Source organism: Amphritea atlantica, from assembly GCF_024347255.1.
GTDB lineage: Bacteria > Pseudomonadota > Gammaproteobacteria > Pseudomonadales > Balneatricaceae > Amphritea > Amphritea atlantica.
Genome location: NZ_AP025284.1, coordinates 3,895,395 through 3,908,074, shown reverse-complemented (window position 1 = coordinate 3,908,074; position 12,680 = coordinate 3,895,395). Strand labels below are relative to the sequence as shown.

The following is a 12,680-nucleotide window of genomic DNA, read 5'->3' as shown; positions in this document are numbered from 1 at the left end:
AGCTTACTACTATATTTAAGATTGATCTTTGGTCATAAGTAGCTAAAAAGGTATAAAGCGAGCTAAAACCAGTTCATAACTTATGAAATGAGAACTTTAATTAACGTATTCAATTTATTAAGAAGGCTCTCCTAGCCACGAGCAAGCGACGCAGTCGCGTCTAGCTAGTCGCGCAGCGACGGTCTAGCCACTGCTTTTATTCAAGCGACGGTCTCGCCTCTGCTTTTAATAAGAATTCTAAGATGGCTCCCCTCTCCCGAATCAGATGCCGGGCATCCGGCTGGCAGATTACCCTGACATCTGCGACATTGCTTTCGAGTCTGTTCTGGGTGGCTTTGGAATCGAGCAGAACATCTTTACCGGCAATAATTGCCAGCATCGGGGCGCGGATATTTTGCAGGGCTTTATCGCTGATGATCGGCAGTTTATCCATTCTTGGCTTAACATGCTGGATGATCAGCGCGAAGAACTCCCTGAATCTGAGGATAGTAGGGGATGGGTTGTTCTCTTCAGCGCCGAAGATCATCTCCCGCACTTTACGTTTGCCCCATTTTCCTAACAACATCAGCGGCAGTGCCTTGAGGAGGAATTTACGTTGCGGGCCTACACCGCCTGGTACCAGCAGGGCTATTTGGGTAATTTTCTCCGGTCGGCGGGAGGCGTAATCCAGTGCCAGCCAGCCACCCAGGGATTCTCCCACCACTGCAGCGTGAGTAAGGCCGGTCTCCTGCATCACATCATCCAGCCACAGGGTATAAGCATCACTGTCCATAGGCAGGCGAATCTGTGCACTCAGCCCCGGTTCACCGATCATATCGATGGCATATATCCTGAAATGTTTTGACCACTCTTCGACATCGAAAAACCAGGCGGTGGCGTTTGCCATGGCACCATGCATCAGCAGGAGTGGTGGTAGTGCTTTATCACCACAGGTCAGCAGATGGGTTTCACCGAAGCGGGTGGTCAGTTTTATTTGTTGGCAAGCCACTGGCCAGTGATCGATGAACGTTTGGTAGTACTCCTGAACGGCTTGTTCACCCTCAGCTGATTTGTATATCGTCATTTTACGTCCATGATGGTTTGCCGGTGTTGGCTTGTGCCTCAGCTTACAGGGTTCTTAAAATGTCGCAATGCTGTCAGTTAGCCTGGTACTGGTTGAAATGAGTTGTGGGCCTGAAAAACAGAAAAGCCGGCGTATCTGCCGGCTTTATTTTCAACGAAGAGATTGATCAGATCCGCAGTGCGCCGTCGACTTCGATGCAGCGACCATTGACATAGTCGTTTTCCATGATGAAAGCGACAGTGTTAGCGATCTCCTGAGGTTTACCCAGGCGCTTGGCAGGGATGCCAGAAGCGATTTTTTCCAGTGCTTCAGGTTTCATGCTCATCACCATCTCAGTGCCGATGTAGCCTGGCGCAATAGACGCTGCGCGGATACCGTAGCGAGCCAGCTCTTTTGCCCAGGTCACCGCCATCGCTTCTACGCCTGCTTTAGTTGCGGTGTAGTTGGTCTGCCCCATGTTGCCATGACGAGAGATAGAGGAGATGTTGATGATGCAGCCCTGATTGCCCAGTTCGATCATCTTGATCGCTGCTTCACGGCCACACAGGAATGTACCGGTCAGGTTAACGTCGATGACCAGGTTCCAGTTGTCCAGGCTCATTTTGCTGACAACTTCACCATCTTTAACTTTAATGAACAGGCCGTCACGGGTGATACCGGCGTTGTTTACCAGGCCGTGCAGCGCACCAAAATCGGTTGCAACATCGTTAAACAGTTTAACTACAGAATCTTCATCAGATACGTTAGCGATGTAGCCACGGGCTTCAACGCCGAACTCCATGCACAGGCCAACGGTTTCATCCAGGCCTTCCTGGTCCAGGTCAGCCAGCGCCAGTTTTGCGCCTTTTTCAGCCAGTTCCAGTGCCATAGCGCGACCCAGACCACGACCACCACCGGTAATAACGATTACTTTATCTTTAAGTTCCATCAGTTTTACTACCTTATCTTCTATATTTTATTTTTTTCTTATTATGCTTTTTTGTGCGTTGCAAAATGCTTAGCGTTAGAACTTATAACGCTTCTGCACAAATGTCTACTGCCTGAAAGGGGTATTGTTAAAAATTCATAATAAACAATGGCTTATATTGTCAATATTGTGTCCTATTTTGCGTAAGTGTATGATTTTTAAGTAATAATTTGTGCAAGTTTTTTGATGTGGTTATATAGTATTTTAGTCGTAATGCTGCGAATGCGTGTGGGGTTACAGGGGGTTGAAAAAAACAAATTCGTCCCTAACTATGTTGAATGTTCGGCATTTTTTTAACCAGGCTCCCTGTAGGGCAAAAAAGCAGAGAGTGAAATTTTTTTGAACTGTGCGGACGTAGTCGTCTGATGCAGGATGGGAGCTTTATGCGCTTTCTTCTACTGTTGTTTATTATTATCCCGGTGATTGAGATTACCGTGCTGATCAATGTTGGTCAGGCGATTGGTGCCTGGTACACCGTCGGTCTGGTGCTTTTATCCGCCTTTATCGGGGTGAATATGTTGCGCTATCAGGGGTTATCTACACTGGCCCGGGCTCAGCAACGGATGAACGCGGGACAGATACCCGGCAATGAGATGGTTGAAGGGATTGTACTGGCGGTGGGGGGCGCATTGTTGCTTACCCCAGGGTTCGTGACCGATGTGATTGGTTTTCTCTGTTTGATCCCCTATACCCGTAAGGCGCTTGCCCGACAGGTTATGAGTCGTTTTACAGTGGTGGCGATGTCTCATCGGCAAAATGGTGTTGCTCCGGAAGATATCATCAACCATCGGCCAGACTCTCCCCGTTCTCAGAATACAGACCGCAATGGCGATATTATCGATGGCGATTTTCGCCGCGAAGATTAAAAAATATTTTTGCCGGGGTGTTGAAATGCTTTTTGCTGCCCCCATTTAGTGAGTCATCCAAGGATTTGTAGCCGCTTTCAGTGGTTGCACTTTATAAAACAAAACTGACTTTTTTTGATCAACGGATCAGGAGAGAGATTCAATGAAAATTCGTCCACTTCACGACCGTGTGGTTGTTCGCCGTAAAGAAGAAGAAGCAACTACTGCCAGTGGTATCGTGCTGCCAGGTTCTGCTGCTGAAAAGCCTAACCAGGGTGAAGTTCTCGCTGTAGGTACTGGTCGTATTACCAGTAACGGTGAAGTTCAGGCACTGGCTGTTAAGGTTGGTGACACTGTACTGTTTGGTCAGTATGCCGGTTCTAACACCGTTAAAGTTGATGGTGAAGAGCTGCTGATCATGAATGAAAGCGATATTTACGGTGTGCTGGAAAACTGATTTCGGTTCTCTGGTAAGAATTTCTGATTGAATTTTTTTAGACACAGGATTTTTAAAAATGGCTAAAGAAGTACTGTTTGGTAACGATGCTCGCGTACGTATGCTGGCGGGTGTAAACATTCTGGCTGATGCAGTTAAGACAACTCTGGGGCCAAAAGGCCGTAACGTTGTTCTGGACAAAGCATTCGGCGCTCCTACCGTCACTAAAGATGGTGTATCCGTAGCAAAAGAGATCGAACTGCAGGATAAGTTTGAGAACATGGGCGCACAGATGGTTAAGGAAGTTGCTTCCCAGGCCAATGATGTTGCCGGTGACGGTACCACCACTGCAACTGTTCTGGCTCAGGCTATTGTAAATGAAGGCCTGAAGTCTGTTGCTGCTGGCATGAACCCCATGGATCTGAAGCGCGGTATCGATAAAGCGGCTGCTGCAGTTGTTGAACAACTGCAAGCGATGGCTGTTCCTTGTGCTGACGGTAAAGCGATTGCTCAGGTGGGTACTATCTCTGCTAACTCTGACTCCCAGGTGGGTGACATCATCGCTGAAGCGATGAACAAAGTGGGCAAAGAGGGTGTTATCACTGTTGAGGAAGGTTCTGGTCTGGAAAATGAACTGGATGTCGTTGAGGGGATGCAGTTTGACCGTGGTTACCTCTCTCCTTACTTCATCAACAACCAGGAAAGCATGAGCGTTGAGCTTGAAAATCCGTACATGCTGATTGTTGATAAGAAAGTATCCAGCATTCGTGATCTGCTACCGATTCTGGAGCAGGTTGCTAAAACTTCCCGTCCACTGCTGATTATCGCAGAGGATGTTGAAGGCGAAGCACTGGCCACTCTGGTCGTCAACAACATGCGTGGTATCGTTAAGGTTGCTGCGGTTAAAGCACCAGGTTTCGGTGATCGTCGTAAGGCGATGCTGGAAGATATCGCTATTCTGACTGGCGGTACTGTGATCTCTGAAGAGGTTGGTCTGAATCTTGAGACGGCGGTTCTGGAGCAGCTGGGTCAGGCTAAGCGTGTTGCTATCACTAAAGAGAATACGACCGTTGTTGACGGTATCGGTGAGCATACTGCGATTGAATCTCGCGTCTCCCAGATTCGCGCACAGATTGAAGAAACCTCTTCTGATTACGACCGTGAAAAACTGCAGGAGCGTGTTGCTAAACTGGCAGGCGGTGTTGCGGTTATCAAGGTGGGTGCTGCCACTGAAGTTGAGATGAAAGAGAAGAAAGCCCGTGTAGAAGACGCGCTGCACGCAACCCGTGCTGCGGTTGAAGAGGGTGTTGTACCTGGCGGTGGTGTTGCGCTGATCCGTGCGATGGACAAAGTGGGTGCGCTGCAAGGTGACAACCATGACCAGACCGTTGGTATCGAGCTGGCATTCCGTGCCCTTGAAGCGCCTCTGCGTCAGATCGTTGGTAACGCTGGTGATGAAGGCTCTGTGATTGTTGCTAACATCCGTGAAAAGGGTGAAGGTAACTATGGTTATAACGCTGCGACTGGTGAGTACGGCGATATGATCGAGATGGGTATTCTTGATCCGGCTAAAGTGACCCGTTCCGCACTGCAGGCAGCAGCTTCTGTTGCTGGTCTGATGATTACTACCGAAGCGATGATTGCTGACCTGCCATCTGAAGGCGGTTCAGGCATGCCTGATATGGGCGGCATGGGTGGTATGGGCGGTATGGGCGGCATGATGTGATCATCTGCTCCTAAGCGACGCTACTCGGAAAAGCCCCGTGTTCTGCACGGGGCTTTTCTTTTGGCCAAAAAACTGTCAGATGGTGTAATATCGGCAGTGCTGAACTGAATTATCTATCTGACAGAGAGACATTAATGCGCGATCAGGATAAAGATCTGGAGCTGCCTAGCTTTGGTCCGGCGGAGCGGGAGCCAGCAATCAAAGTTCCCGGGGAAAAGCCGCAGACTGAAACACCTCAGAAAACAGGTGTGAAGGGGAATCATCCGGATACGGGGCAAAAGGTCAGTTCCGGTGGTGGTGCTCTCAGCTATCTGATTATCCTGTTACTGGCGGTCGCTGTGGCAGGCCTGGCGTACTGGAACTTCATGCAGCATCAGCAACTGCAGGTTTTAGAGAACGAACGCAAAGTTGTTGATGAGAAGATCATTGAACTGCAGAAACTGTTTCTGGTGGCTGGAGACAGCGCCGCTCAGACAGGAGAGTCTTTGCAGAATCAGGTGAAGAAGCAGGCTGAGATCAACCAGCAAAAGTTCGCCAGCCTGGAGGCCGACTCCGGTAAATTTGGTACAGCTATTTCCCGGCTTGATGCGGAAATTACCAAGTTAAACTCCGAGAACGGTAAGCTTTGGGTGGTTGCTCATCAGCGTAATACACCTAAGATTGCCGAGCTGGAAAAACAGTTAAATGAGGCTTCAGCTCAGCTGGATAAACAGTCGAAAGCCCTTGAGGGGATGACCGGGGAGCTGACCAAACTGGATAAGCAGTTAGCCGCATCTGAGGCAAAAGGCAGCGAAAATGCTAAGCAGGTGGCCGCTATCAGGCAGAGTGCTGCGGCGCTGAGCACCCAGTTTCAGGCATTGAGTGAATCGATCGATCTGCAACAGGCCGATCAGAAGAAGAAAATGGCGTTACTGGCAGAACAGGTGATATCCCTTAAAGAGAGTCAGGGGCAGGGGGCCGGACTCGAACGTCGTGTTAAGGTGAATGAACAGGCCGTAAAAGCGATTGATGGTTCCCGTTTGGTGGTGAATAACGAGCTGTTACAGATCCGTCAGAAACTGAACAACCTGCAGTTGAAAGTCGAACAGTTGCAGTCACGATAACGCTTAGTTTAACAGGGTGATTTGATGATAACGGTTTATGGTGGTGTTTATTCCCGCGCCAATATGGTGATGTGTGTGCTCGAATCTCTGGGGGTTGCTTACCAGAACGTTCCTATGGCCCCTCGCAGTGAACCAACCCGCACGCCTGAATATCTGGCTCTGAATCCGACCGGAAAGCTGCCAACGCTGGTGGATGGTGAGCTGGTGCTGTGGGAGAGTCAGGCGATTCTGTTTTATCTGGCCCGCAAATATGGCGATGGCTTGTTGTGGGTGGATACCCTTGAGCAGGAGGCGGATCTGTATCGCTGGAGTTTGTTTATCAGTAATCAGATCGAAGTGCCTGCGTTGGATATGCTGCTGGCGGTTAAATATGCCGATGGTGAACCCGATGAGTCGTTTATCGATGTTCAACGGCAGGCCATTATGCGTTTCTTACCCGTACTGGAGTCGCACCTGCAGGATAAAGAGTATCTGGTGGCTGGTAAGCTGACCGTGGCTGATTTTCATGGTGCAACGGTTCTCTCATGGCCTGAAGTGGCCGGTTTTGACTATGCGGACTATCCCGCTGTGAAACGCTGGGTTTCGCGCATTCAGGCCTTACCTGTGCAGGAAACAGTGCGCCAGCGTGGCCGAGGGTAAAATTGTCGATTTTTTATACAGGTTAGTGATTGCGATCCGGCCCGGGGACGGGCAGAATAGTCAGTCTTTTTTGATGAGGTAGATAACGCTTTAATGGATATTCGTGCGTTCTTTGCGCTGGCCCTGCCGGGTTCTGTGGCCCGATGGCTGGCTGATTACGCTGATACCCTGTGTCAGTTTGACAAGCAGATAGAAGTAAACTGGGTTGATGCTGAATCCTATCATCTGACGCTGTGCTTTCTGGGCGAGATCTCTCTGGAACAGATCGATCAGCTGGAAGATATCGCACGTAATAAGCTGGCTGAAGTCCGCTCATTTCAGGTGCGTATTAATACTGCAGAGTATTACCCGGTGAGTCGTCAGCTGGCGGTTATTGCAGCGATGAGTCAGGAAGATGAAGAGCTGAGTGCGCTAAACAGGTCGATGATGGAGATCGCTCTGGAAGCGGGTATCGAGTTTAAAGAGGAAGATTTTAAACCTCATATCACGCTGGGACGGTTGCCCGCCCGAAATCAGTTTGAACCGCCCGAAGAGTGGCCCACAGTGGACCTCTTCAGCCTGGCAGACTCAGTGATTCTGTTTCAGAGCAAACCGGGCGAGCGCGGATCTATCTACACGCCGCTGTTTACAATTCCCTTGCAGGATATGGCCTGAGCCAGCTGCAGAACCTAACTTTTCAATGTTGTGAAAAATGTTTAAACCAGAACTCCTTTCGCCAGCGGGAACGCTGCGCAATATGAAATACGCCTTTGCCTATGGTGCCGATGCGGTCTACGCCGGTCAGCCACGTTATAGTCTGCGGGTGCGTAACAACGATTTTAATCTGGATAACCTGCATGAGGGCATTAATATCGCCCATGCGCAGGGTAAAAAGCTGTATGTGGCGAGTAACATCATGCCTCACAACAGTAAACTGAAGACCTATATTGATGACCTGCGTCCGGTGATCGAGATGGGGCCGGATGCGCTGATTATGTCAGATCCCGGGCTGATTCTGATGGTGAAGGAACAGTGGCCCGAAGTGCCGATTCATCTGTCGGTACAGAGTAATACCATGAACTGGGCCAGTGTGAAGTTCTGGCATCAGGCGGGTATCGAGCGGATTATTATGTCCCGTGAACTGTCGCTGGATGAGATCGGTGAGATCCGTGAGAAGTGTCCAGAGATAGAGCTGGAAGTATTCGTTCACGGTTCACTCTGTATTGCCTATTCAGGGCGTTGCCTGTTGTCGGGATATATCAATCACCGTGATCCCAATCAGGGTACCTGCACCAACTCCTGCCGCTGGAAGTACGATGCTCATGAGGCGACTCAGAGTGATAATGGTGATCTGATTCCGGTGCAGAGCTTTGATCCGAATGAGGAGCCTGTTCAGCCGGCGCTGGGTGAGGGCGAACCAACCAGCAAGATGTATCTGCTGCAGGAAGAGACCCGTCCCGGTGAATATATGCCCGCCTTTGAGGATGAGCATGGCACCTACATCATGAACTCTAAGGACCTGCGGGCGATTCAGCATGTTCACCGACTGACTGAGATGGGAATCCACTCACTCAAGATCGAAGGCCGGACCAAGTCCCACTACTATGTTGCACGCACCGCGCAGGCCTACCGTAAGGCGATCGATGATGCGGTGGCCGGGCGTCCGTTTGATATGGGGCTGATGGATACGCTGGAAAATCTGGCCAACCGTGGCTACACCGAAGGTTTCTATCGCCGCCATGTACATGACGAGTATCAGAACTATGAGACCGGTAACTCTGTTGGTGTACACCAGCAGTTTGTTGGCGAGGTGATTGGCCGTGATGCACAAAAGGGAACACTGGATATCGAAGTGAAAAACCGCTTTATGGTGGGCGATACCCTGGAGCTGATGACACCGTCTGGTAACCGCAAGTTTAAACTGGAGCATCTGGAGAACCTGCAGGGTGAAGCCAGAGATTGTGCTCCGGGCTCGGGCCATAAAGTGCGTTTGCCACTGGATATTGATGCTGACCTGGAATACGCCCTGCTGATGCGGGATCTGCCCAATGCACCGGCATTTGAAAGCGGTAACTAATTGATAATATGTATAAAAAAGGTATCCTGAGATACCTTTTTTTATGCCATGGCTGGCACCTTAGCCGGTTTTTACAGATGAGTGTAGTTGGATCTGATGCAGCAGGATAAATATTCCCTTGGCAGGGCGTTGCGCCCTTTCTCCTTTTCGGTGGCGCTGATCACCTGTCTGGTGGGGATTGTCAGTGCGTCGCAACAGCCGGGCTTCAGTTACTCTGCGGCTGTGCTGATTATTCTGGCGGCGTTACTGTTGCAGGCCGGCGTTAACCTGATCAATGACCATGCTGATCTGCAGCGTCTCAGCAGCACGCTTGCCCGGGGCCGGGTGGTGCGTAATTTCAGGCTTGGACTGGTCTGTTTTCTGCTGGCGGCAGTGATCGGTATCTACCTGATCAGCTATGCTGGTCTGGGATTGCTGTTATTGCTGCTGGTTGGACTTGCCGGAGCGCTGGGATATACCGTGGAACCGGTCAACTTCAAGCGCCGGGGGCTGGCGGTGATACTGGTGTTCTGGCTGATGGGCGTACTGATGGTGTGCGGCAGTTACTATATTCTCGCAGGTGAGGTGAACTGGCCACTGTTCTGGCGTTCGATACCGGTCAGCCTGATAAGCTCACTGTTGTTGCTGGCGAATGAGATTCGCGATGTCGATAGTGACCGTGCGGCGGGTATAAACACCCTGACGGTGCGTATTGGTATTACCCGGGCCCGGACACTCTACCTGCTGCTGTTGCTGTCAGTTGTGCTGGTAACCTCCCTGTTGTGGATTACCGGCGTGATAGGCGGTATCTGGTGGCTTGCCAGTGTGCCGCTGATCTGGTTGCTCTATAAACAGCAACAGGAAGTGCAGGGCAGAGCGTCATTGCCGCCCGCCAGCGGCCGTTTCTTCATGTTATTTGGTCTGCTTTACTGTCTTAGCCTGTAACCCGGCTGCCGTTGTGTTGTGTGGCCCTGCCGGGCTGCATACAGAGCACCAGAACAGAACTTTAGACTAAGGCCGGACAACGATTGACGATTAATTTAGTGTATAATTCTGCGGCAGCTTTGCAGAATAACCCAGTCAGAAGCGTATACCGCCGTTGCCAGATGAGCGTGTAACCGCTTCGACAACACTTTACTGAGCACGTTAAGGGTTACGCAGATAGCCCTCAACCTATGACATAAGCCTGACATTGCGGAGTCAATAATGAGCGTAATTCGCCAAGACGATTTGATCAGCAGCATTGCAGATTCGCTGCAGTTTATCTCCTATTACCATCCGATCGATTTTATTCAGGGGGTGCATGAAGCCTATCTGAAGGAACAGAACCCAGCGGCGAAAGACGCCATGGCTCAGATTCTGATCAACTCCCGTATGTGTGCCGAAGGCAAACGCCCAATTTGTCAGGATACCGGCATTGTCACAGTATTTGTCAAAGTTGGTATGAACGTGACCTGGGACGCCCAGATGAGCGTTACCGATATGATCAACGAAGGCGTGCGCCGTGCTTACACCCATCCGGACAATGTGCTGCGTGCATCCATCCTGGCTGACCCTGCGGGCAAGCGTCAGAATACCAAAGACAACACCCCGGCAGTGATCCACTACGAACTCGTAGAGGGCGATGAGGTTGAAGTTCATGTGGCGGCCAAGGGTGGCGGTTCTGAAAACAAATCGAAGATGGTGATGCTTAACCCATCTGACAGCATTGTTGACTGGGTTGTGAAGACTGTACCAACCATGGGCGCTGGCTGGTGCCCACCGGGTATGCTGGGTATCGGTATCGGTGGTACCGCTGAAAAAGCGGCAGTGATGGCGAAAGAGTCGCTGATGGACCCGATCGATATCCATGAGCTGCGTGAGCGTGGCCCGCAAAATCGTGTTGAAGAGCTGCGTCTGGAAATTATGGATGCCGTCAATGGGCTGGGTATTGGTGCTCAGGGGCTGGGCGGTCTGACCACCGTGCTGGACATAAAGATTATGGATTATCCAACTCACGCAGCATCACTGCCGGTGTGTATGATCCCTAACTGTGCGGCTACTCGTCACACTCACTTCAAACTGAATGGCAATGGTCCGGCAGTGCTGACCCCGCCAAGTCTGGATCAGTGGCCAGAGGTGACTTTCGAAGTGGGTGCCAGCACCCGTCGGGTTGATCTGAATACCGTCACGCCGGAAGATGTGCTGAGCTGGCAGCCTGGTGAAACAGTACTGCTGAACGGCAAGATGCTGACCGGTCGTGATGCGGCGCATAAGAAGATGGTTGAGATGCTCAATAACGGCGAAGATCTGCCGGTTGACCTGAAAGGCCGCTTTATCTACTACGTTGGTCCGGTTGATCCGGTTCGGGAAGAGGTTGTCGGGCCTGCGGGACCGACCACGGCGACCCGGATGGATAAGTTCACCCGTCAGATTATTGAAAGCACCGGTCTGCTGGGTATGATCGGCAAGTCTGAACGTGGCCCGATTGCGATCGATGCTATCCGCGATAACAAAGCGGTTTACCTGATGGCTGTGGGTGGCGCTGCGTATCTGGTATCCAAGGCGATTACCAATGCTGAAGTACTGGCATTCCCAGAGCTGGGGATGGAGGCGATCTACGAGTTTGAAGTCAAAGACATGCCGGTAACGGTGGCGGTAGATAGCAGTGGTATCTCAGTGCATAACACGGGGCCGGCGAAGTGGAAGCAGATTATCGCTGAACAGGTTTAAGCACTGGTCACAGACTTAGTATAGCGAATTTAAACGCGGCTCCGGCCGCGTTTTTTGTTATCCGGGCCATTGATTTAGGTCATCAGTCGATACAAAAGGGTACTCAAGTAGTAAATTCCCCAGACGCTTCAGTCAGTATACTTTTCAGACCCGTATAAATTACGATGAGAGTACCTGATCATGAAGAAAGTAATGCTTAAGTTGCTATCAGCAGCCGCGATGGTTGGCATGGTAGCTACTTCTGCGCAGGCCGATGAAGCAGCCATGGCTGCTGCCGGTGCAGAAGTGTTTAAACGGTGCCAGGCATGTCACTCTACTGATAGCAGCAAAAATGCCTTTGGTCCGAGTCTTATTGGTGTTGTCGGCAGAGAGGCTGCTTCACTGCCACGCTTTGCCTATTCTGAAGCGCTGAAACAATCTGGCATCACCTGGACCGAGGATAATCTGCGTAAGTGGGTTTCTGATAATACTAAACTGGTTCCGGGCACCCGGATGCGTCACGTTTCGATCACTGATCCTGCCGAACAGGATTATCTGATCGCTTATCTGAAAACGTTATAAGTCTGACTCAGCGGGATAAAGTCCCGCTGATTCTTTTCTCTGCTAACGCTCAGACCCGCCGCGGTTTTCTGCACTAACGTTTTATATCGTACCGCTGCTGATCAGGCACATTGGGTGATTTTGCTGAGTCGGCTTTTAATCGCCATATAGCGGGGCATCGGTCCGACATCTTCGTAGACAGGATCTCCCTCTTCGACCCGAATAACTTTTGTGCCCGCCCGGTAAGGCATCTTCTCTTCGATCTCAAGCAGCGCTGCATGCAACAGGTCGGCAACCAGTTGTTCTTCGGAGCAATGAAACAGCTCAGCTAACGCTTCAACTTTAAACTTATCCTCTTCGCTTATCGCAAAATTACAGTCAACCAGTTTCGATTTTTCGGTCGATTGATCCTCAAGCTTCTTAATAAGCTGAGCCACATGGTTGTTCGGCATGGTCTATTTCCCCTTTTGGTACTGTCCTATTAAAGATAGTTGACAGAAATACGCGGGTAAACGGTGAATTTAAAAAAATCAACATTCAACCCTGTGTCGGTTTTCATTACTATATAGCGATTTTATGACTATAAGCTGAATCGTCGGGTTGAAGAGAGGGGA

Annotated in this window: 13 protein-coding genes; 10 read left to right on the top strand and 3 right to left on the bottom strand. The window is 50.5% G+C overall.

The features are described 5' to 3' along the window. Positions 1-196: 196 nt before the first annotated feature. Positions 197-1,063, bottom strand: coding sequence for an alpha/beta fold hydrolase (locus OCU43_RS18100; RefSeq protein WP_091357604.1), 867 nt, complete (start codon positions 1,061-1,063; stop codon positions 197-199). A 166-nt stretch (positions 1,064-1,229) separates the two neighbouring features. Further along, the gene (locus tag OCU43_RS18095; RefSeq protein WP_091357602.1) at positions 1,230-1,991 is read right to left on the bottom strand and encodes an SDR family oxidoreductase; all 762 of its coding nucleotides are present in this window, start codon (positions 1,989-1,991) and stop codon (positions 1,230-1,232) included. Between the two features lie 422 nt (positions 1,992-2,413). Here OCU43_RS18095 and OCU43_RS18090 point away from each other — a divergent pair, with 422 nt between their 5' ends. From OCU43_RS18090 to OCU43_RS18045, 10 genes are all read left to right on the top strand, one after another. Next, positions 2,414-2,896 (top strand): FxsA family protein, encoded by a 483-nt coding sequence (locus OCU43_RS18090; protein ID WP_091357599.1) that lies wholly within the window; start codon positions 2,414-2,416, stop codon positions 2,894-2,896. 142 nt (positions 2,897-3,038) lie between these two features. Next, positions 3,039-3,332, top strand: a complete 294-nt coding sequence (locus OCU43_RS18085; protein ID WP_091357596.1) for a co-chaperone GroES — start codon at positions 3,039-3,041, stop codon at positions 3,330-3,332. Between the two features lie 58 nt (positions 3,333-3,390). Further along, complete coding sequence (gene groL, locus OCU43_RS18080; protein ID WP_091357595.1) at positions 3,391-5,037, top strand: chaperonin GroEL; 1,647 nt, start codon at positions 3,391-3,393, stop codon at positions 5,035-5,037. A 134-nt stretch (positions 5,038-5,171) separates the two neighbouring features. Continuing rightward, complete coding sequence (locus OCU43_RS18075) at positions 5,172-6,140, top strand: coiled-coil domain-containing protein (protein WP_091357592.1); 969 nt, start codon at positions 5,172-5,174, stop codon at positions 6,138-6,140. Between the two features lie 24 nt (positions 6,141-6,164). Then, positions 6,165-6,779, top strand: coding sequence for a glutathione S-transferase family protein (locus tag OCU43_RS18070; protein ID WP_091357590.1), 615 nt, complete (start codon positions 6,165-6,167; stop codon positions 6,777-6,779). Positions 6,780-6,872: 93 nt separating this feature from the next. Further along, complete coding sequence (thpR, locus tag OCU43_RS18065; protein WP_091357587.1) at positions 6,873-7,433, top strand: RNA 2',3'-cyclic phosphodiesterase; 561 nt, start codon at positions 6,873-6,875, stop codon at positions 7,431-7,433. Between the two features lie 37 nt (positions 7,434-7,470). After that, positions 7,471-8,835, top strand: coding sequence for a prephenate-dependent tRNA uridine(34) hydroxylase TrhP (trhP, locus tag OCU43_RS18060; protein ID WP_091357585.1), 1,365 nt, complete (start codon positions 7,471-7,473; stop codon positions 8,833-8,835). Between the two features lie 96 nt (positions 8,836-8,931). Next, positions 8,932-9,759: a prenyltransferase gene (locus OCU43_RS18055; protein ID WP_245756559.1), complete on the top strand. Its 828-nt coding sequence runs from the start codon at positions 8,932-8,934 to the stop codon at positions 9,757-9,759. Between the two features lie 261 nt (positions 9,760-10,020). Then, complete coding sequence (locus OCU43_RS18050) at positions 10,021-11,526, top strand: fumarate hydratase (protein ID WP_091357579.1); 1,506 nt, start codon at positions 10,021-10,023, stop codon at positions 11,524-11,526. Between the two features lie 180 nt (positions 11,527-11,706). Next, positions 11,707-12,087, top strand: coding sequence for a c-type cytochrome (locus OCU43_RS18045; RefSeq protein ID WP_175483507.1), 381 nt, complete (start codon positions 11,707-11,709; stop codon positions 12,085-12,087). A gap of 101 nt (positions 12,088-12,188) precedes the next feature. Here OCU43_RS18045 and OCU43_RS18040 read toward each other — a convergent pair whose 3' ends face one another. Then, a complete protein-coding gene (locus OCU43_RS18040; RefSeq protein WP_091357574.1) occupies positions 12,189-12,518 on the bottom strand; it encodes a hypothetical protein in 330 nt (109 codons plus the stop codon). Between the last annotated feature and the right edge of the window lie 162 nt (positions 12,519-12,680).